Source organism: Vibrio sp. Isolate30 (assembly GCF_022397975.1).
In the GTDB taxonomy this organism is placed as follows: domain Bacteria; phylum Pseudomonadota; class Gammaproteobacteria; order Enterobacterales; family Vibrionaceae; genus Vibrio; species Vibrio fortis.
On sequence record NZ_JAKEUS010000008.1, the window covers coordinates 156,028 to 175,634 of the forward strand.

General features: G+C 43.2%; 19 protein-coding genes. 9 read left to right on the forward strand and 10 right to left on the reverse strand.

Annotation, left to right across the window (positions count from 1 at the left end; translation table 11 throughout):
* The first annotated feature begins 26 nt into the window (after positions 1 to 26).
* Together L1D60_RS17660 and L1D60_RS17665 are read left to right on the forward strand one after the other, a co-directional pair.
* Positions 27 to 1,088: a nucleotidyltransferase family protein gene (locus tag L1D60_RS17660; RefSeq protein WP_239842262.1), complete on the forward strand. Its 1,062-nt coding sequence runs from the start codon at positions 27 to 29 to the stop codon at positions 1,086 to 1,088.
* The gene (locus L1D60_RS17665; protein WP_239842263.1) at positions 1,088 to 1,789 is read left to right on the forward strand and encodes an acylneuraminate cytidylyltransferase family protein; all 702 of its coding nucleotides are present in this window, start codon (positions 1,088 to 1,090) and stop codon (positions 1,787 to 1,789) included. Before L1D60_RS17660 ends, L1D60_RS17665 begins: the two co-directional genes overlap by 1 nt.
* On the opposite strand, the gene L1D60_RS17670 is transcribed toward L1D60_RS17665, so the two are convergent.
* Genes L1D60_RS17670 through rfaD form a run of 5 tightly spaced genes read right to left on the reverse strand, consistent with a single transcriptional unit; the run spans position 1,761 to position 7,075 of the window.
* The gene (locus L1D60_RS17670; protein ID WP_239842264.1) at positions 1,761 to 2,756 is read right to left on the reverse strand and encodes a glycosyltransferase 52 family protein; all 996 of its coding nucleotides are present in this window, start codon (positions 2,754 to 2,756) and stop codon (positions 1,761 to 1,763) included. The two genes, L1D60_RS17665 and L1D60_RS17670, sit on opposite strands and share 29 nt — an antisense overlap.
* Before the next feature lie 15 nt (positions 2,757 to 2,771).
* Positions 2,772 to 4,040, reverse strand: a complete 1,269-nt coding sequence (waaA, locus tag L1D60_RS17675; RefSeq protein ID WP_239842265.1) for a lipid IV(A) 3-deoxy-D-manno-octulosonic acid transferase — start codon at positions 4,038 to 4,040, stop codon at positions 2,772 to 2,774.
* Positions 4,034 to 5,092 carry a lipopolysaccharide heptosyltransferase II gene (waaF, locus tag L1D60_RS17680; RefSeq protein WP_239842266.1) on the reverse strand — a complete coding sequence of 353 codons (1,059 nt, stop codon included), beginning with the start codon at positions 5,090 to 5,092 and terminating at the stop codon, positions 4,034 to 4,036. The genes waaA and waaF overlap by 7 nt, the downstream gene beginning before the upstream one ends.
* Entirely contained in the window at positions 5,089 to 6,084 is a 996-nt protein-coding gene (gene lpxM / locus L1D60_RS17685) for a lauroyl-Kdo(2)-lipid IV(A) myristoyltransferase (RefSeq protein WP_239842267.1), read from the reverse strand. The genes waaF and lpxM overlap by 4 nt, the downstream gene beginning before the upstream one ends.
* A gap of 49 nt (positions 6,085 to 6,133) precedes the next feature.
* Positions 6,134 to 7,075 carry an ADP-glyceromanno-heptose 6-epimerase gene (gene rfaD, locus L1D60_RS17690; protein ID WP_239842268.1) on the reverse strand — a complete coding sequence of 314 codons (942 nt, stop codon included), beginning with the start codon at positions 7,073 to 7,075 and terminating at the stop codon, positions 6,134 to 6,136.
* A gap of 266 nt (positions 7,076 to 7,341) precedes the next feature.
* Here rfaD and L1D60_RS17695 point away from each other — a divergent pair, with 266 nt between their 5' ends.
* Positions 7,342 to 7,977: a TetR/AcrR family transcriptional regulator gene (locus L1D60_RS17695; RefSeq protein ID WP_032551181.1), complete on the forward strand. Its 636-nt coding sequence runs from the start codon at positions 7,342 to 7,344 to the stop codon at positions 7,975 to 7,977.
* 469 nt (positions 7,978 to 8,446) lie between these two features.
* On the opposite strand, the gene L1D60_RS17700 is transcribed toward L1D60_RS17695, so the two are convergent.
* From L1D60_RS17700 to L1D60_RS17720, 5 genes are all read right to left on the reverse strand, one after another.
* Positions 8,447 to 9,598: a peptidoglycan DD-metalloendopeptidase family protein gene (locus L1D60_RS17700; RefSeq protein ID WP_239842269.1), complete on the reverse strand. Its 1,152-nt coding sequence runs from the start codon at positions 9,596 to 9,598 to the stop codon at positions 8,447 to 8,449.
* Positions 9,599 to 9,776: 178 nt separating this feature from the next.
* Entirely contained in the window at positions 9,777 to 10,598 is an 822-nt protein-coding gene (cysE, locus tag L1D60_RS17705; RefSeq protein WP_032551183.1) for a serine O-acetyltransferase, read from the reverse strand.
* A gap of 290 nt (positions 10,599 to 10,888) precedes the next feature.
* Entirely contained in the window at positions 10,889 to 11,935 is a 1,047-nt protein-coding gene (gpsA, locus tag L1D60_RS17710; RefSeq protein ID WP_239842270.1) for an NAD(P)H-dependent glycerol-3-phosphate dehydrogenase, read from the reverse strand.
* 150 nt (positions 11,936 to 12,085) lie between these two features.
* Entirely contained in the window at positions 12,086 to 12,553 is a 468-nt protein-coding gene (gene secB / locus L1D60_RS17715) for a protein-export chaperone SecB (protein ID WP_032551186.1), read from the reverse strand.
* A gap of 106 nt (positions 12,554 to 12,659) precedes the next feature.
* Entirely contained in the window at positions 12,660 to 13,094 is a 435-nt protein-coding gene (locus tag L1D60_RS17720) for a rhodanese-like domain-containing protein (RefSeq protein ID WP_150870387.1), read from the reverse strand.
* A gap of 281 nt (positions 13,095 to 13,375) precedes the next feature.
* Between L1D60_RS17720 and L1D60_RS17725 the strand changes: the two genes are divergently transcribed.
* From L1D60_RS17725 to L1D60_RS17750, 6 genes are all read left to right on the forward strand, one after another.
* Positions 13,376 to 13,630, forward strand: coding sequence for a hypothetical protein (locus tag L1D60_RS17725; RefSeq protein WP_239842271.1), 255 nt, complete (start codon positions 13,376 to 13,378; stop codon positions 13,628 to 13,630).
* A gap of 99 nt (positions 13,631 to 13,729) precedes the next feature.
* Positions 13,730 to 14,404: a YjbF family lipoprotein gene (locus L1D60_RS17730; RefSeq protein WP_239842272.1), complete on the forward strand. Its 675-nt coding sequence runs from the start codon at positions 13,730 to 13,732 to the stop codon at positions 14,402 to 14,404.
* 30 nt (positions 14,405 to 14,434) lie between these two features.
* A complete protein-coding gene (locus L1D60_RS17735; protein WP_239842273.1) occupies positions 14,435 to 15,238 on the forward strand; it encodes a capsule biosynthesis GfcC family protein in 804 nt (267 codons plus the stop codon).
* Positions 15,238 to 17,514, forward strand: a complete 2,277-nt coding sequence (locus tag L1D60_RS17740; RefSeq protein WP_239842274.1) for a YjbH domain-containing protein — start codon at positions 15,238 to 15,240, stop codon at positions 17,512 to 17,514. Before L1D60_RS17735 ends, L1D60_RS17740 begins: the two co-directional genes overlap by 1 nt.
* A gap of 416 nt (positions 17,515 to 17,930) precedes the next feature.
* A complete protein-coding gene (locus tag L1D60_RS17745; RefSeq protein ID WP_239842275.1) occupies positions 17,931 to 19,067 on the forward strand; it encodes a polysaccharide export protein in 1,137 nt (378 codons plus the stop codon).
* Between the two features lie 62 nt (positions 19,068 to 19,129).
* Complete coding sequence (locus tag L1D60_RS17750; RefSeq protein WP_239842276.1) at positions 19,130 to 19,570, forward strand: low molecular weight protein-tyrosine-phosphatase; 441 nt, start codon at positions 19,130 to 19,132, stop codon at positions 19,568 to 19,570.
* Positions 19,571 to 19,607: the final 37 nt, after the last annotated feature.

Genomic DNA, 19,607 nt, shown 5'->3' on the forward strand with positions numbered 1-19,607 from the left:
TTCAAGAAATTAAAACTAGGTGTGCCATGAGTCATTGTTGGAATAACGTGCTAATTAAACCTGATAACACTATTCGAGACGCATTAGAAATCATAAATAATGAAGCGTTGCGAGTTGTGTTGGTCGTAAATGAAGAACAAGAATTGCTTGGTGTCGTAACAGACGGTGACATTCGTCGAGGCTTACTAAACAACCTTCCTTTGACTGAACCTGTGTCGGAGGTGATGAACACCAATCCTACGACAGCACTTGAAGGCTCCTCTCGCGAAGAGTTGATTGAGCTGATGGAGAGTCGTGGGATATTGTCGATTCCATTACTTGATGCTAGTGACAAAGTTGTTGGGCTAGAGACTCTTCATGGCGCACTACATCAACCGAAACACCATAACCCTGTATTTATTATGGCAGGTGGGTTTGGCACTCGACTTAAGCCGCTTACCGATACATGTCCTAAACCTATGCTGCATATCGGCAATAAGCCAATTCTAGAAACCGTTATTCGCAGTTTTATTAAAGCAGGTTTTGTTAACTTCTACATTTCTACTCACTATATGCCAGAGCAAATTCAAGCACATTTTGGTGATGGAAGTGAAATGGGAGTAAACATTACCTATGTTCATGAAGAGCAGCCTTTAGGTACTGGCGGTGCATTAGGATTATTACCTAAGGATTTACCAAAAGATCTGCCATTGATAATGATGAATGGCGATGTTCTGACTAAGGTCGACTTCCAACGCCTTCTTGATTTTCATGTTGATAACGGTGCTGACGCGACAATGTGCGTGAGAGAATACGACTATCAGATCCCATATGGCGTGATTAATGGAGAGGGCAATAAAATCACCAGTATGGTAGAGAAGCCGGTTCAGCGCTTTTTTGTCAACGCGGGTATCTATGTTGTGTCACCTGAGGTCATCGCTTCGGTACCTAAAAATCATCGAGTGGATATGCCGACGTTGCTTGAAGAACATATGAATGAACGTGATAACGTTTTAATGTTCCCAATTCATGAGTATTGGTTGGATATTGGTCGTATGGATGACTTTAATCGCGCGCAAGCAGATATTTTAAGTTTAGGAGTTTTATAGTGATCAACGGTAAAAAAGTGGTTGCTGTGGTTCCCGCTCGTGGAGGGAGCAAGAGACTCCCTAGAAAAAATGTGTTGCCCTTAATGGGTAAACCTTTGATTACTTGGTCTTTAGAAGCGGCAAGTAAAAGCAAATATATTGATCAAGTAATAGTCAGTACCGATGACAGTGAAATTGCGGATATTTGTCAGGAGCTAGGTTATTCTGTTCCTGAATTGCGACCGGACTTTCTTGCTACAGATACTGCCAAGACAGGAGATGTCTTACTGTACTCTCTTGAAAAGCATGGGGAAGATGCAGAGATAGCTGTGTTGTTACAGCCTACTTCTCCACTTCGTACTTCTGAACATATAGATGAAGCACTCGAACTCTTTATCTTAAAAAATGCAATTTCTATAGTCTCTGTTACGCCGTGTGAACACCCCCCTCTTTGGGCAAATACTTTACCGGAAAGCCTTTCTATGGGTAATTTTATTCACCCTGAGGCTATGAAACGTTCCCAAGATTGTGGTGATTATTTCCGATTCAATGGGGCCGTGTACGTGTTCGATGTCGAGTATCTGCAGCAATTTGGAGAGATTCGTTATACCAAAGACTCTTTCGCCTATATCATGGACAACCATGTTTCGTTTGATATTGATACTCAACTTGACTTTGAATTAGCGGAATTCTTTATGAATCGAAAGCAGGGTCAAAGTTAGTGATATTGATGAGTTTCATTTGCTTTCTTAGCTCTTTTTGAAATTCTTCGTTAGGGTGCTTATCTGACAATGTATAGATAGGCATCTCTGGATATAATAAGCGACATGTAAACATTACTGTAGAAAACGTTCCAATCAATGCAGATAGTTGCATTTTCTTATCAATAAGCTCAATTTCTAAAGGAAGTTTACTTTGGTGGTAAATTATATTTTCAGCATTGAGTAGCGCTTCGCGAATCTCTTCTTTTTCTGTTCTGTGTGGAAAATAGATAATTTTTTGACCAGTTTTTTTGCTGAGACTATACAGCTCATCCAGGTATTCTTTAATCGTTTTTTGGTTCTTATCCCCTATAGCACCTTGACCAATAAAACCGAGAGGAGCCGCTTTATCAAACAATTCTGGGTGCCCATATTGTTCTTTCAAGCGTTCTAAAGTGTTTGGAGAAATAGTCGTATGACTGTTTTCTAGAGAAAATAAAGTAAATAGAGATAATTTTTTTGATTGTGCTAACCGGCCAATAGGCTTGCAACCATTCAAACGAACTACTAAATCTTGCAAGAAGCGTGGACGATAAAATTCGGTTTTGGGAACGATGTGTTGATAATATTCCAGTAGAGTAAGTGTCCCATCATCAAAATAGATCTGCTCTTCGATTGATAGATTGCGTATTAGTAGTTTTGTCCACCACGCATTGTATTCAGCATAAAAAAACTTTTCTAACGTTTGACCGTTTAACGTTTTTTTTATTTGTTTTATAGCTTTGGGAATAGAGAAGCTTCTATTACCGCGATCAATCGCAATGATATGGTCCCAGTCTGACTCACGAACGAGTTTATGCTGTTGCGCTAACCCGTGTTTACTTTTCTGGTTTATAAGCAGTAGTATGTTATTAGAACATGAATAGAAATGAATGGCTTCTAAAGCACAGATGTATTGAAATGGGGATGTTACGAGAAATACGTTCATAAAAGACCTTGTTCATTAACCTAATTCAGCATACTGAATTGAACGCTCCAAAGAGCCTTTGTTTCTTTTAAAGACAGAGTGGGCTTGGTTAGCCATGTTGGTGGCGCTATGCTTATCTTCGAGTAACTGGATCACTTTAGAGTCTAAGCTATGACCTTCACAAATCATTATGCCATCTGTTGATAATAGCCTTTCAGTGATCTCTTTGAAGTTGAAGTAACTTGGTCCAGATATGGTAGGGATTCCTAAAGCCGCTGGCTCGAGTACATTGTGACCACCAACCTTATCACCAATTAAGCTGCCTCCCATAAAACAGATATCTGCAGCACCAATTAGAATCAGCATCTCTCCCATTGTATCACCTACATAAACTTGCGACTTTTCACAGGAGTGAATGTCAGCGTTCGTTCTACGAGCGGTTGTAAAACCTGAGGATTGACATAACTGGACAACGCTATCAAATCGTTCTGGATGGCGCGGAACTATAATGAGCAAAGCGTCCGGATAGATCTCCAGTACGTTTTTATGTGCATTGAGTATCTGCTCATCTTCACCTTTATGAGTACTGGCTGCGATCCATACTGGGCGCTTTACACCAAGCTCAGACCTTAGCGCTTTACCTTTCGCTCGTACTTCATCCGAAATCTGTATATCGAATTTGATGGAGCCAGTAATGGCAAGTTTACTCTTTGCAACACCAAGTGATTCAAAGTGGTCCGCGTCAGACTGACTTTGGCACAGAATCTTGGTTAGATAAGGTTCTATAATATTGAAAACTGGCTGAAATTTTGCGTAGTTATTTCGAGACTTTTCAGACAACCGTGCGTTTACGACTGTGATTGGTACACCAAACTTAGAAACTTGATGAAGTGTGTTTGGCCACAACTCCGTTTCAATGATCAGCATCTTCTTCGGTTGTATCGCTTTAAGAAAGCCTTTTACAGCGAAACCAAAATCAATAGGCATGTACCTGTGTTCAACTAAACTACCGAGCTTCGCAATCTGTTCAGCACCTGTACTGGTGGTTGTAGTGACAATGATCGGCTGTTCTGGGTTTTGCTTTTTGATCTCTTTGATAAGAGGTGTAGCTGCGATACTTTCACCAACAGATACTGCGTGAATCCAAATAGGGCGCTGATTTGATGTCAGCTTAGGTGTTATGCCAAAGTGCTCTTTCCAGCGTTTGCCAAACTTGGGTTTGTTTGGCTTACTTTTGTATAAGCCAAATAGAAGCAGAGGAGCGACTAGTGCAAGGATCAGCGTGTAGAAAAACCGAATTAGCATGCGCTTACCGAAATGGCTTCTAACTTATGGATACTATTGATGACTTGTTTCGGTGATAGCTCCGTCAGACATTTTAAGTGCTTGAATTCACATTCACGCTGGAAACAAGGACGGCAATCAATGTCTGTATGCACAATCTCGACCCTCTCAGCCAGTGGTGGTGTGTATTTCGGCGAAGTTGAGCCGTAAACAGCAACAACGTTACAACCCACAGCAGCGGCAACGTGCATCAAGCCAGAATCGTTTGCAACCACAGTTTGACAAGCACCAAGCAGATCTACTGCTTCAATTAGGCTTGTTTGGCCAGCTAGGACATGAATTTTTGATTGAAGCTCATCAGGAACAAGAGCCTTAATGTTGTTACACGTTTCCAAATCTTTTTGAGAGCCAAACAACCAAACTTGCTTACCCGCTTTACTCATCGATGTTGCGACTTCTGCGTAATGCGTTTCAGGCCATTTTTTAGCAGGCCCAAACTCGGCTCCAGGACAAAGGCCAGTAATTGCATCATCCAGAGTAAGCTGAAACTTTTCCGCGGTAGCTAACTGCTGGTCTTTGAAAATAGTTAGAGCTGGTCTCGGTAATTGCTCTAATCCACCCAGAGAGCCTGAGTTGATCATTTCTGCTTTAGGATGTGCGAGGGCTACATAGCGTTCAACCATGTATTGGAATGATTTTTTATTTGGGCGCAAGTCATTCAACAGACCGTATCGCATCTCACCTTTCCAGCCCGTGCGTTTTGGAATGTCCGCAAACCACGGAATCAATGCTGATTTAGCCGAGTTAGGACAGATGAAAGCTTGATCATATTGAGCTTCACGCAGTGTTTTGCCAATTGCCCGACGACCGAGAAAGTTGAATTCACCATGACCAATCGGCATATCAATCGCTTGGTTGACCTCTGGCATACGCTCGAGAATCGGCTTACACCACCCTGGCGCGATCACGTCGATCTGTGCATCAGGGTGTTGTTGCTTTAAGGTAATGTAAAGTGACTGTGACATCACCATGTCGCCCACCCAAGATGGACCTATGATCAGAATTTTCTTCATCGTGTATACGTCTTGAGCCACAGCTCTCTGTCTTCGTAAGGGTTATAAGTACTTTCAGGATCTGGTTGAGTCGTTAAAAAACGAAGCACCCACATGTACTGTTCAGGGCGTTTTCTTACCGCATCTTCAATAAATTGATTCATTCTCTGTGTGTCTTGATGATCGCTTTTTGAAGGATAATCCTGCCAAGCAGGAAGTACATCGATACTGAATTGACCAGTTTGAGCGTCATAGTTAGAGAAGACCGGAATGATTTTCGCGCGGCTTACTTTGGATAACTTACCAAGTCCTGGCAATGTCGCTTTTGGTACATTGAAAAAATTGACGAAAATACTGTGCTCACGACCGTGATCTTGGTCAGGTAAGTAATACCCCAAATAGCCTTCTCGTACTGATTTGATAAACGGTTTGATTCCGTTATCTCGTTCATAAACTCGACCGCCATATTGCACTCGTTGTCTATGCATTAACCAATCAGTCACCGGGTTCTTCTGTTTCTTTGCCATCGCAGAAACAGGTAAACCTTGAGATGCTAGATAGATAGCAGGAATATCAATACCCCAGCTGTGAGGCACTAATAGGATAGCCTTGTGCCCTTGTTCCAGTGTTTCATGAATATTGTCGATACCATGAATGGTTGTATTTTTGGTTAACCATTTTTGGTTTCGTAGCGACAGAGAAGCAAAGTTAAGCAAAAAGGAAACAGCAGTGGTTAGCGTTTTCTCAAGCAGCTGTTCCTTTTCTTCGTCACTTTTTTCTGGGAAACAGAGGCCGAAGTTAATCCAGGCATTGTTAATGGTTCTGCTCGGCTTTTTAAGCGCATATTTTGCTAGTTTACAGCTCAACCAGTATTTTGTTTTTTGTGGGAAAAAGACTAAGGGTATTCCCAGTAAAATACCAAACCATGTTCCCCAGTGTTTTGGAGCAAGAAAGCCCCACTCGAAAGTGGGGTTGTAGGCATTTTCATCGAAGTCGTTACGCTTCTCAGTCATTGAAAACTCTCAGCTATTAAATGCTCTTCATCTTGTAAGAAGAGGACAATTATTTGTTCTGCAGCACCATGTATTCTGCAACACCTTCAGCAACAGATTTAAATTCGATATCACAACCAGTTGCGCGCAGTTTAGTTAAGTCTGCCTGAGTGAACTCCTGGTATGCGCCTTTTAGGTGTTCCGGGAATGGAATAGTCTCAATTTCACCTTTACCGTGATACTTGATTACGGCTTTTGCTACCTCTTCAAAAGATTCTGCATTACCTGTACCTAGATTGAAAATACCTGACACGCCATTTTCTAAGAACCAAAGGTTCACAGCAGCTACGTCACCCACATACACAAAATCACGCTTAAATGTTTCGCTACCTGCAAACAGTTTTGGATTCTCACCCGCGTTCATTTGGTTGTTTAGGTGGAAAGCGACTGAAGCCATGCTACCTTTGTGTTCTTCACGTGGGCCATAAACATTGAAGTAACGGAAACCAGTGATTTGTGAAAGGGTTTCGTTATGTGCAGCCGCATCTTCTTGTAGACGACGAACGTAGTTGTCAAACTGCTGCTTAGAGTAGCCGTATACGTTTAGTGCGCCTTCGTACTCTTTCTCTTCAATGAACGTATCTGTTTCACCGTAAGTTGCAGCAGAAGAGGCATATAGGAAAGGAATTTCACGCTCAATACAGTAATGCAGTAGCTCTTTTGAGTACTCATAGTTATTAAGCATCATGTACTTGCCATCCCACTCGGTTGTCGCAGAGCATGCGCCTTCGTGGAAAATCGCTTCGATATGGCCGAAATCGTCGCCAGCCATAACTTGAGTTAGGAAATCGTCACGATCCATGTAATCGGTGATGTCTAGGTCGACAAGGTTTTTAAATTTCTTACCATTTTTTAGGTTGTCGACGACCAAGATATCGTTGTGGCCTGCTTCGTTTAGCGCCTTAACAATATTGCTGCCAATCATGCCCGCACCACCAGTTACGATAATCATATTTTACCTACTCTTTTGAATACAAAACTATCGCGAGTATAGCAAGGAATGAACAATCCGGGCTAGTGCAAACCAAGGTTACTGTTCTGTTAGCACCTGAATTAACTTCATAAATTTGGCATCTAGTCGGGTAGGTTTATAGCGCAACAGATGAAGTATGTAAGTTAGATAAGAATTGAGCTTCGCTGACCAGATGTTAACGGCTCGATCTATCTGTTTAGGGGCGATATACTAACTATCTAAACAGATAGGGATTCGAAATAGAAATGAAGACACGTGACAAGATCGTTTATGCGGCGCTAGAGCTATTTAATGAGCACGGCGAGCGTAGTATTACTACCAACCATATCGCTGAACATATTGAGATCAGCCCAGGTAACCTTTACTACCACTTCCGCAACAAGCAAGAGATTGTGCGTGATATTTTCACTCTATATTCAGCTGAGCTTCTAGAGCGATTTACCCCAATCCAAGGCCAGCAAGAGAGCTTAACGCTACTTAAGCACTACTTGGATTCTATCTTCACTCTGATGTGGAAATACCGATTCTTCTACGCCAATCTTCCTGAAATTTTGTCTCGCGACGAGCAGTTGCACAATGATTACATGGCAGTGCAAGAGCGTTTACAATCAAACTTAATCGCGATCATGCGTGCATTTGTGGATTTGAACTTGTTGAAAGCTTCTGAAGAAGAAATGAAATCCATGGTGACTTCTCTGCACCTTATTGCGTCGAGCTGGCTGGCTTATCAATCTGCCATGTCACCAAGAACTCAGATTACAGAGCAAGTTGTTCACCAAGGCATGCTACAGATGATCGCAGTCGTGAAACCCATCGCTACCACTCAAGGTTTTGAGCAGTTAACACTGTTGGAAGATGGCGTTCGAGCGTTGAATGGATAGGGCAGATGAGAGTGGCGAGATTCTGGATTCGAAGAGCTGAAAGAGCAGATTAGAGTAGCGGGATACTTTAGAAGCAGATTCGAGTAAACGAGATTCGAGATACGAAAAGCAAAAACTGCTCTAACCTTATAGCTCTTCGCCACTCGTTTACTAGTATCCCGCATCTGTTTTTTTGATAGGGAATCTCTTTGGGTAGGCTAAGATCAAGTCGACACAGAGATTCCAGACATTTCGTTCCTCAATTCTGGAATGACGAATCTTAAAAACTTTCTAACTCAAAGCTGAACTCATGGCGTGGGCTTTCCGTCACTCGTTTACTCGGAACTCGAATCTGCTGCTTTTAATCCCTTCGTATCTCGATTACTCGAATCCCGTTACTGCTCTTATTCTCTTCGTATCTCGCTTACTAGCATCTCGAATCTGCTTTTAATCTCTTCCTATCTCTCATCTCGTTAACCCGCATCAGCTCTTATCTCACCAACCAACTCTTAGGGTTCTGAGCTTGACTGTTTCGGCGGATCTCAAAGTAGAGCGATGGTCGTGATTGTCCGCCAGTATCACCAGCAAGCGCAATGGGCTCGCCGGCTTTTACCTTATCGCCTTCCTTCTTGAGCAGAGCTTGGTTAAAGCCGTATAGCGTCATATCGCCTTTACCATGGTCGAGTAGCACTACCAAGCCATAGCCTCGAAGGTATTCAGCAAATACTACGGTTCCAGAATAGACAGATTTTACCTGTTGGCCGTAGCTTGCGTTAATCACCATGCCTTTCCAGTTAATTTGTCCGGTTTGGCGGGTGCCGTAGTTATGTAATACCTTGCCTTTGATTGGCCAGGGCAGTTTGCCTTTGCGCTTTGCTAGGCCATCCATTGGAACAGCATTACGTCTTTCGCGAGCCGCTTTTTCTGCTTTGGCAATCTCTGCTTTTAGGCGAGTCTCGTTACGTTGCAGTTCTGCAAGATAGTTTTGATCACCAGAAATGCTTTTCTTGATACTACCGACGGTTTTCTTACGCTGAGCTTGAGTCTTAGCGAGTTGGTCTCGTTTGGTGGTTTGTTGTTTGAGTAGGCTAGCAATTTGTTCCTGCTCTGCTTTACGAAGGCGCTGACTCTCTTCAAGTTCAGCTTGAGTCTGCTCAATCGCTTTAATCGTTGTTGCGCGAGCTTTGGCTAAGTGTTGGTAGTAATGACTAATACGATCTTCTTCGACACCGGTATTCAGAATGTGTGAAGAGGCTTTCGCACGACGTGTCATGTAATAAGTTTGAATAAGCTGCTCAAGCTTTTGGGTATGGACTTGCTTCTGAGTGGTAAGCGCTTGAATCTTATTATTGAGTTGCTGAACGTTAGCGTTAGCAGTAGTAAGTTGCTTCTTGCTTTCCTTGATGCCTTTTTCAAGTGAAGCGATAGAGAGCTCTTGCTTCTTAAGGTTGGCTTGTAGGCTATCAAGTTTCTTTTGTTGAGAAGATAAGGCTTGCTGTTGTCGAGAGATCTCGCTTTTAACGCCCTTTAGTTCGCCTTGGGAAGCTGCATGAGTAGTAGCAGGGTAGGTTGCGATACCAAAAGTAGTGGATAACAAAAGAGCACAGCTCAAAGTACGAATCTGTTTTATAGTTTTTGTCATCTAGCTACAGCCTACTAATTAGTCCTTGGGGCTTGATTATTATGTGTGTATTGAATGATAGATTCCAGATACTTTAGAAGCAGATACGAGTAAACGAGATTCGTGATACGAAGAGCTAAAGGTCAGTGACTGCTTTTAAGCCTTTCGTATCTCGCTTACTCGCATCCCGTATCTGCTCTTAAATCCCATCCCCATGAATAAAGTTCTGAGATCGACCATTAAACCCTTGATCCATATCCAGTGACGGCTTGTCTGTTTTTGGCTTACCAACAATCTTAGCTGGCACACCAGCAACCGTGGTATGAGCTGGAACAGCTTGCAGAACCACAGAACAAGAACCTATTTTCGCACCTTCACCGACTTCAATGTTACCCAAGATCTTCGCACCTGCGCCAATCATTACGCCTTCGCGGATCTTAGGGTGACGATCGCCGCCTTCTTTACCCGTACCACCTAAGGTTACGTCTTGCAGGATAGATACATCGTTTTCAACAACCGCAGTCTCACCAATCACAATCCCGGTTGCGTGGTCGAGCATGATTGCTTTACCAATGCGTGCAGCAGGGTGGATATCCACTTGGCAAGCAACAGAAATTTGGTTTTGTAGATAGGTAGCAAGAGCAATACGGCCTTGTTTCCACAACCAGTTGGCTACACGATAACCCTGCAGGGCATGGTAGCCTTTAAGGTAGAGCAACGGCATAGAGTACATCTCTACCGCTGGGTCGCGTGTCACGGTCGCGCAAATGTCGCAAGCCGCAGCATCAATAATAGATTGGTCTTCAGCAAAGGCTTGTTCAACTACTTCTCGTACCGCCATAGCAGGCATAGAAGCCGTTTTAAGTTTGTTTGCTAGGATATAACTTAACGAAGCACCGAGACTGTCATGGTTGATAATGGTCGCATGATAAAAACTCGCAAGCATAGGCTCCTGCTCAGACTGCTCTCGAGCTTCCTTTACAATGCATTGCCAGACTTTTTGTTGTTCACAGTGTTTCATTTTTTCTATCCATATTTTTTGAAAGGCAGATGAGAGTAAACGAGATTCGAGATACGAAAAGCTAAAGAGCAGTAACGAGATGAGGGATACGAGATACGAAAGGATTTGAAGCAGATAAGAGATGAGAGTATACGAGTGGCGAAGAGCTAAAGGATGGAAAAGCTTTTGCTCTTCGAATCTCGTATCTCGTCACCCGAATCTATTTTTAATCTCTTCTCATCTCGTTTACTCGCATCCCGTATCTGCTTTTAATCTCTTCTCATCTCGCTACTCGAATCTCTCATCCGCTCTTAACCTTCCGATTTCTTATCTCGAGCCAGCAGATCTTGCGCGGCTAAGTGTGCATCTTTTCCTTGATACAACACTTGATAAATTTGTTCAACAATTGGCATCTCAACACCCATGCGTTCAGACAGTAGCCAAACCTCTTTGGTGTTGCGATAACCCTCGACCACTTGGCCGATCTCTTCTTGTGCGGTATCGACATCTTTACCAGTACCTAGGGCTAAACCAAAGCGGCGGTTGCGTGATTGGTTATCAGTACAGGTAAGTACCAAGTCACCTAATCCAGCCATGCCCATGAAGGTTTCTGGCTTCGCGCCCAGTGCAGCACCTAAGCGACTCATTTCAGCGAGACCGCGTGTAATTAAAGCGGTACGAGCATTGGCACCAAAGCCGATGCCATCAGACATACCAGCACCAATCGCGATAACGTTCTTCACCGCACCACCCAGTTGCATACCGGTGAAATCATCATTCGCGTATACACGGAAAGTACGAGTACAGTGAATCTTCTCTTGCAGCTCTTTCACAAACTCTTGATCTGGTGAAGCAACAGAAATAGCAGTAGGCATGCCTGCAGCAAGCTCTTTGGCGAATGTAGGGCCAGATAGAACAGCGAGTGAATAACCATCACCAAGCACGTCGTTTGCTACGTCTTTCAACAGGCGGCCAGTTTCTGGCTCTAACCCTTTAGTTGCCCAACAAATACGTGAATCTGTTTTTAGGTGAGGTTTTAGACTGTTCAGTACAATACCAAATACATGGCTTGGTACAACAACAAGTAGGTCTCGGCTTGCTGATACCGCTTTTTCTAGATCTGATTCAATAATCAAGCTTTCTGGGAAGTCGATGTTTGGCAGGAACTCGTGGTTAGCGCGATCCGCTTCTAGGCGAGCCATATGCTCAGGTTCATGTCCCCAAAGCACAATGTTGGCACCATTACGTGCAAGAGAAATTGCTAAAGAAGTGCCGTAGGAACCAGCGCCAATCACCGTCATGGCGATCTCTTTGCCATAAGCGTCATTTGTGTCATTAGTGCGAGTTGTGTCTGTCATGCTTCCACCTGAAAGTCTTGAGGAAATGAGAAGAGTATTTTTTACTTTATTGAATATACCGAAAATATAAAAAATGCACACCGCATAAGTCGCGCTGTGCATTTTTAAACGGTTAGATTAAGTCTTATTTGGCATTAAGCCTTTTATAACTTAAGCTTGCTCGCCTTCAGCTTGTTGAGCTTGGTTCTGTAGGTAGTTCATGAACAGAGCGTCGAAGTTAACTGGCGCTAGGTTCAGTTGTGGGAACGTACCTTTAACCACTAGGCTAGAGATAGTTTCACGAGCGTATGGGAATAGGATGTTAGGGCAGAATGCACCTAGGCAGTGTGCCAGTTGACCCGCTTCCATTTCGCTTGCAGTGAAGATACCACCTTGTTGTACTTCACATAGGAATGCTGTCTCTTCTGCGTTCTTAACTGTCACAGTAAGGCGTAGGATAACTTCGTAAACGCCTTGGCCAAGCTCACGGCTTTGAGTGTCTAGATCCAGTTTTACATCTGGGTTCCACTCTTTTTGGAACATATCTGGCGAGTTTGGCGCTTCAAAAGAAACGTCTTTTAGGAAGATACGTTGGATTGCGAAGTTTTGTTGTGCTTCTTGAGGTGCTGCTTCAGCCATTTTCTTGTCCTTAAAAATTTACATTGGGTTCCGTAATCAAAACGAAGTTACGTAACCTGAAAAACGAGTATATAGATAACCGTGTTACTAATAATGCTACTAGGAGTTACTTTTTACCCTTAACTAAAGGTAGGTTCGCTTCACTCCAAGCAACTAGGCCATTCTTCAGTAGGCTCACGTTTTCAAACCCAGCTTTTGCCAGTAGGTTTGCACTTTCTTGAGCGGTTTGACCTGTTTTACATACCACAATGATTGGGTCTGCTTTGTGGCTTTCAAGGCTACCAAAGTTATTTGCTTTGATATCTGAAGGCAAAATGTGAAGTGCGTCAGTAATATGACCTTTTTTGTATTCATCCTTCGTACGAATATCAACCACAACACCATTTTCACGGTTCATCAGTTGTGTGGTTTGCGCTGCTGTGATCTCTTTGTAAGCCGCATTCGATGTTTTGATGACATTCATAATGATGGCAACCACTAAGCCAATCCATACGATGGCTAAAATCATATTCTCTTGAATAAAGGGTACTAACTCTTGCATATTTTAAACTCTTGTCGTTTGGGGCTCGAAACTATAACCAAGCATCTCGAGGTCACTTTGGTATATGGTTCTGGAGTATAGCGATAAAGGATTACAGAATACAGAAGAAGCAGAGGGTTGTGAGTGAAGGCGTGGAATAAAGCAGTTTTTGTCTAGAATTTATGCATTTACTTGTACAGACTTATTCACTATCATGATCAATTAGTTGTTTAAGCTGAACAACGGATAGAGGTGGAATCTTAGCCTCTGTATATAAACGTTTATATTTTATGGGAATCATTATGAAAAAGATTGCTTTAGTAGCAGCGCTAGCTGTTAGCTTCTCAGGTGCAGCTCTTGCAGCTACTGAAACTGCAGCAGCTGCAGGTGCTGGCGCAGGTTCTAGTGGTGCAGCAGCAGGTGGCGCAGCAGCTTCAGCGGCAGCAGCAGGTACAGCAACAACTGTGGCGGTAACAACTGCAGCAGTAGCAGTAGGTGCCGCAGCAGCAGTAGCTTCTAACGACGGTGGCGCTACAACTACGACTAACACTCAGTAATTTCTTATTTGAGTGAATGAAAAGCCATTTTATGTGCGAACATAAAGTGGTTTTTTTATATCAGTGTGTTCTCAATATCGCTAGGAAGCACAAACAATCATGATTAAATCTCTTATTGCGTCTTTAGGTTTGTTTCTTGTGGGTTGTTCTCAGCAATTCCAAGATTTAAACGCCACTTTTAATGAAGCCATGTTCGGCGATGCTGACGTTTCTACCACGGCCGAGTATATCCAAGACCTACCCTATGCCAGCATTTATGCGCAGATTAACGACCAAGGTAAAATATTTATGGTTTTGGCCTTTGTTGGGCAAAACCCAGAGACTGGCATAGAGCAACTCAAGTGGATGTCTTCTGATAAAGCGATGATCGTCACCGAAAATGGCCGTGTGGTTCAAACTCTATTGTTGCCTTACGAAAATTTATCAGGCCTAACAACGAAGCCTGAGAATGCACTGGTGCCAAGCTTTGATTTATCAGCGCAGCCCAAAGCACAGCGATGGCAAGCCACGTACGATTGGCAACCAGATTACCGATTTGGATACAGTGCTAGTATTGTACGCACCTATGTAAACCAAGAAACAGTACAAACACCATTGGCTGCAATCGAAACAAGTAAGTTTATCGAGCAAGTGAGCTATCCAGCACTTGGTGAGCAAATAGAAAATGAATATTGGGTAAACAGTCAAGGCAAAGTAGTGAAAACGGTTCAATACATTGGCCCAGATATGACTCGCTTAGAATTAACCCTACTTAAGCCTTATCAAGCGAACTAACCGGCGGTGATAGACAGTATGAAATCATTAATGAAATTCGGTAAACGTGCTGCATTGGCTTCGCTTTGCTCTTCGTTATTCCTATCAGGCGTCACACACGCTCTTTCTTTACCGCAAGAACTACAACTTAGTGTTGAGTTGCCAGTTCAGGGCATCACCTTCAATTACTCACAACCCGTTCGCCTTGAGCAGGTGTTAGATGACGCAAATGCCAATGGCGCGTTAGGTTACTTTCCACTGTCAGCACAGTTGTTTGATCGCAATGCACAACAGCAAGTTGATACGTTAAAAGCACAAGTGATTGAACAGTTGAATCAATTAGCACTTCAAGAACCGCAAGTAAAATCTGTGATTACGCAATTGGAGTCCTTTGAATACCAAGCGCGTTACTTTGTCGATTTAGATAGAAACGCAGTGATCTCCCAACCAGAGAAAAATCCGCTCTTACTTTCAAAAGACACTGTACTTGAAGGGGATAAATCAAACCAAGCGCAGCGCTTTGACTTGTATCTCACCCAAAGGGCAACAGATCTAACTTTGGTTGGGGCCGTAAAACAAGCACACAAACTTAAATTGATTGAACATGGCCAATTAGATAACTACCTCTCTATGCTGCCAAAAGGTGAGTTGCTTGAGATTGCGGATAAAAGCACAGCCTTTGTTATTCAACCAGATGGCCATATTGATGAAATAAGCTACGCCTACTGGAATAGTAAACAAGCTTACTTTGCACCTGGTGCGACTCTGTTTATTGCGTTTGATTCGCTACCTTCTGAGTTTTTAAATTTGAATCAAAATATTATCGAACTTCTACGTCATAAGGTTAATTTGTAATGTCGGCCAATCAATCATTCCCATTAACGCTTGTTGCAAGTTCGATCACTGGTGCCTTACTAGCTGTCAGTAGCTTTTCTGCTGCGGCGCAAGACTTTTCTGCCACCGCGCAAGAGCAGGCGACTTCAGAAGTGGAAGTTTCAAGTTTTAATGCTCCTACACTAAAGCATTCGCAGACCAATTTTGGTGGCGTAGGTTTAATGCAGATGCCAACCGCACGTATGGCACCGGAAGGTGAATTTAACTTAAGCGCATCATTCAACAACGAATATTACTTTTACAATGTCAGCTTGCAGGTGATGCCCTGGTTAGAAACTACGATTCGTTACACCCAAGTTCAAGACTTACTTTACAGTGGTAACGGCAGCGCGGATTGTTCGGAAAATACCTTTAGTGGTTGTACTAAGTACACAGACAAGGGCATCGACTTTAAAGTTCGCTTGATTGAGGAAGGTTACTATCTGCCAGAGTTATCTGTCGGTGTTCGCGATTTTGGTGGTACAGGTCTATTTGATGGCGAGTTTGTTGCAGCCAGCAAGCGATTTGGCCCTCTAGATGTAACCTTAGGTATGGGCTGGGGCTACATGGGCACCAGTGGGAATTTCACAAATCCATTCTGTAAGGCTAGCGATAGGTTTTGTGAACGCCCTTCCGATTTTAAAGGTAATGGCGGTAGTATTGATTTTGAACGTTGGTTTAAAGGTGATGCGGCAATTTATGGTGGTATCGAGTATCAAACGCCATACAAACCTTTAACGTTAAAATTGGAATATGACAGTAACGACTATTCTCAGGATTTTCCCGTGAATAGTGGTGTAGATATGACGCAACATACGCCTTGGAACGTGGGGGCTCTTTATCGCTTTAACGATTGGGCGACTGCAAAAGTGAGCTATGAACGTGGTGACACTCTTACCATGGGCTTTGACCTAACTACTAACTTCAATGAAATAGCCTCAATTTGGCGAGACACGGAAGCTGCAGAGCTTCGCCCTACTGATGCGAGCAGTATCGGTGAGGTTGATTTAGCTAAACTAACAGAAGAGTTAGATACTATTGCCGGCTATGAGCAAGTGCGGGTTTTGGTAGATGACAATACGCTGGTGGTAAAAGGCGAACAGGTTAAATACCGCGATCGTGAAGTAGCACTTGAACGTGGAGCAACGGTGATTGCTAATCACGTCCCTGATTACATCGATACTTATCAAATTGTTGAAACCAGTAATGCTGGTGAGATTTCACAAACGGATATCAATGCTAATCAGTTTAAAAAATCTGCTAGCTATTCTTATTTAGATTCTGATATCAAAGATTCGACTCAGAACCGAGAAGTTGCATCTGGTTCGGCAGTAGAATATCACGATGCTCGTGAACGTTTTGATGTGTCGGTCTCTCCAAACCTAGCCCAATCTTTTGGCTCTGCTGAAGATTTCTATCTTTATGCACTAGGTTTGTATACTAATGCTTCATTCTGGGCGACCAATAACATTGAGCTATCAGGTTCTCTGTATATCAATCTAATCGACAACTACGATAAATTCAATTACACAGTTCCAGAAGACGGCACTGACCAAACCGCAAGGGTGAGAACTCTGTTCCGTGAATACGTAGAAGAACCTGTTCGCCTAGACAGATTACAACTCACTTGGTTTGAAGACTATGGTAGTGGCATATACAGCCAAGCCTATGTGGGTTACCTAGAAAGTATGTTTGCTGGTGTCGGTGGTGAAGTACTTTACCGCCCTTATAATAGTAACTGGGCTATTGGTGCCGACGTGACAGCAATTAGCCAACGTGATCCAGATAGCTGGTTTGAAACCTTTGATGAAGAGTGGCAAGCACACCCGACAGACCCTAGCCGTTCATATCGAGTTATTGATAAAGGCACCACAGGCTTTGTAACTGGTTACTACATGCCGCAGTGGGAATTCTTAAACGATACGCTGTTTAAAGTAGGTTTTGGTAAGTTCCTAGCTGGTGATGTAGGTACCCGCATCGACTTTTCAAAACAGTTCAAGAGTGGTGTGATTGCCGGTGCGTTTGTGAGCTTAACTGACTTAAGTGAAGAGGACTTCGGGGAAGGCAGCTATACCAAAGGTTTCTATGTATCAATCCCATTTGACTTATTAACCGTAAAGCCAAGCTCAAACCGAACTCAATTCACATGGCAGCCGCTAACTCGTGACGGCGGGCAAGTATTGAACAAGCAGTACAACTTGTTTGAACAAACTGACGCAAGGTCGCCGTGGTTCCAAAGACCAAGTAAGGTTAAATGATTTAGTAAATACGAGTAACTTAAGAGCAGATAAGAGTAAACGAGATTCGGGATGCGAAGAGCAGTTCTTTTTGCATCTCTCATCTGCCCCTAAAACCATTCAACAAGGTTGATAATACAAACAAACTGTGGATAATACATACGGATTAAATTTGAGCATGTTTTTGATACATGCTTTATAAAATCACCATTGGCTTTTCTTTACCGTTCAAGGGCCGCTTGTGGTGCACAGACAACTACGCAGTGTGATGTCGCGGTATATCAACGGGCGGTAGCGTGCCCGAAAGCAATTTAAAGTGGAACCGATATCAAACTATCACTCCTTCCCCCCTCCGTTTAAGCCATTGCCAATGGTAAGGTCATTTATCTTGTATCACTTGGACGTGATTACATTTTCTCAACTATGATTTGGTTAACATGAAGATTAAGAAAAATCGTCTCTTTCTTGCGTTATTGCCTGCCTTATTGGTTGGCTGTACCACCCCAGGCACGCACCTTACTACCGATGATAAGAATGTGATCCTTCCTTCTCAGGAGCAACAATCTGCAGATATTTCAGATGTTGTTAACCTTTATCCTTTAACTGCGCAAACGGTTTCTAGCTACAAGAACCAAACTCAGTCTGTATCTCAAGCCAATCCTGAGTTAGATATCGATATTGCGAAATATGAGTACAAAGTGGGCGTAGGCGATATTTTGAATGTCACGATATGGGACCACCCGGAACTAACAATTCCAGCGGGCTCCTATCGCAGTGCCTCTGAAGCGGGTAACTGGGTTCATGCCGATGGCACTATCTTCTACCCTTACATTGGTACGGTGGAAGTCGCGGGTAAAACTGTGCGTGAAATTCGTGCTGATATCGCGGAGCGTTTAGCTAAATATATTGAAAGTCCCCAGGTGGATGTCAATGTCGCGGCTTTCCGTTCGAAGAAAACCTATATTACTGGCGAAGTATCAAATCCTGGCCAGCAAGCGATTACTAATATCCCCTTAACACTGCTTGATGCAGTAAACCGCTCTGGTGGCCTGTCTGAAGGTGCGGATTGGCGTAACGTTTCTTTAACCCGTAATGGTGTTGAAGAAAACATCTCTTTGTATGGACTGATGCAACGCGGTGATTTAACACAAAACCGCTTATTGCAAGCCGGTGATATTGTTCATGTACCGCGTAATGATAATCAAAAAGTGTTTGTGATGGGCGAAGTAAACGAACCTCAGTTACTAAAGATTGATCGTGTTGGTATGAGTCTAACTGAAGCATTAAGCAGTGTGGGTGGTATTAATCAGCTTTCTGCAGATGCGACCGGTGTTTTTGTGATTCGAACCTCTGATGACAAATCGGAACGTATGGCCGATATTTACCAACTTAATATGGAAGATGCCTCTGCGTTGGTTATTGGCACTGAGTTTGATTTGAAGCCGTATGACATTGTTTATGTCACGGCGGCGCCGATCAGCCGTTGGAACCGTGTTATTGGACAACTTGTTCCGACTATTACCGGCTTCAATGAGTTGACTGAAGGTGTGCTTCGAATTCGTAACTGGCCGTAAATAATACAATAAATGTCGGGTCACATTTTGTGTGGCCCGGTTTATATGGTTGATAGTAATTTATGTTTAATAGAGTTCTTGTCGTTTGTGTTGGTAATATTTGTCGTTCGCCAACGGGCGAACGTGTTTTACAAAAACTATTGCCGAACAAACAGGTGGCATCTGCGGGTATTGCAGCGGAAAAAAGCCGTTTGATTGGCAAACCTGCAGACGAAACTGCAATCCTGATTGCAGCAGAAAATGGTGTGGATGTAGAAGGCCACCAATCACAACAAGTCACTCCGCAGCTTTGTGCGCAGTATGATTTGATATTGGTGATGGAAAAAGGTCATATGGAAGCGTTGACTCAGATCTCTCCAGAAGCACGTGGAAAAACGATGTTGTTTGGCCAGTGGATTGGGCAACAAGATATTCCAGATCCATATCGCCAAAGCCGAGAAGCCTTTGAGCATGCTTACCAGTTGATCGATGAAGCCGCGCAAGCGTGGGCGAAAAAGCTGTAATTGGTTCAAAAAATCTGATTGCTCAGTAGAATGAGCT

What these genes read in the sequence shown, in the direction of transcription:
- L1D60_RS17660 (WP_239842262.1), top strand. Translation starts at nt 27, where the DNA reads ATGAGTCATTGTTGGAATAACGTGCTAATTAAACCTGATAACACTATT.
- L1D60_RS17670 (WP_239842264.1), bottom strand. Translation starts at nt 2,756, where the DNA reads ATGAACGTATTTCTCGTAACATCCCCATTTCAATACATCTGTGCTTTA.
- waaA (WP_239842265.1), bottom strand. Translation starts at nt 4,040, where the DNA reads ATGCTAATTCGGTTTTTCTACACGCTGATCCTTGCACTAGTCGCTCCT.
- waaF (WP_239842266.1), bottom strand. Translation starts at nt 5,092, where the DNA reads ATGAAGAAAATTCTGATCATAGGTCCATCTTGGGTGGGCGACATGGTG.
- lpxM (WP_239842267.1), bottom strand. Translation starts at nt 6,084, where the DNA reads ATGACTGAGAAGCGTAACGACTTCGATGAAAATGCCTACAACCCCACT.
- rfaD (WP_239842268.1), bottom strand. Translation starts at nt 7,075, where the DNA reads ATGATTATCGTAACTGGTGGTGCGGGCATGATTGGCAGCAATATTGTT.
- L1D60_RS17695 (WP_032551181.1), top strand. Translation starts at nt 7,342, where the DNA reads ATGAAGACACGTGACAAGATCGTTTATGCGGCGCTAGAGCTATTTAAT.
- L1D60_RS17700 (WP_239842269.1), bottom strand. Translation starts at nt 9,598, where the DNA reads ATGACAAAAACTATAAAACAGATTCGTACTTTGAGCTGTGCTCTTTTG.
- cysE (WP_032551183.1), bottom strand. Translation starts at nt 10,598, where the DNA reads ATGAAACACTGTGAACAACAAAAAGTCTGGCAATGCATTGTAAAGGAA.
- gpsA (WP_239842270.1), bottom strand. Translation starts at nt 11,935, where the DNA reads ATGACAGACACAACTCGCACTAATGACACAAATGACGCTTATGGCAAA.
- secB (WP_032551186.1), bottom strand. Translation starts at nt 12,553, where the DNA reads ATGGCTGAAGCAGCACCTCAAGAAGCACAACAAAACTTCGCAATCCAA.
- L1D60_RS17720 (WP_150870387.1), bottom strand. Translation starts at nt 13,094, where the DNA reads ATGCAAGAGTTAGTACCCTTTATTCAAGAGAATATGATTTTAGCCATC.
- L1D60_RS17725 (WP_239842271.1), top strand. Translation starts at nt 13,376, where the DNA reads ATGAAAAAGATTGCTTTAGTAGCAGCGCTAGCTGTTAGCTTCTCAGGT.
- L1D60_RS17730 (WP_239842272.1), top strand. Translation starts at nt 13,730, where the DNA reads ATGATTAAATCTCTTATTGCGTCTTTAGGTTTGTTTCTTGTGGGTTGT.
- L1D60_RS17735 (WP_239842273.1), top strand. Translation starts at nt 14,435, where the DNA reads ATGAAATTCGGTAAACGTGCTGCATTGGCTTCGCTTTGCTCTTCGTTA.
- L1D60_RS17740 (WP_239842274.1), top strand. Translation starts at nt 15,238, where the DNA reads ATGTCGGCCAATCAATCATTCCCATTAACGCTTGTTGCAAGTTCGATC.
- L1D60_RS17745 (WP_239842275.1), top strand. Translation starts at nt 17,931, where the DNA reads ATGAAGATTAAGAAAAATCGTCTCTTTCTTGCGTTATTGCCTGCCTTA.
- L1D60_RS17750 (WP_239842276.1), top strand. Translation starts at nt 19,130, where the DNA reads ATGTTTAATAGAGTTCTTGTCGTTTGTGTTGGTAATATTTGTCGTTCG.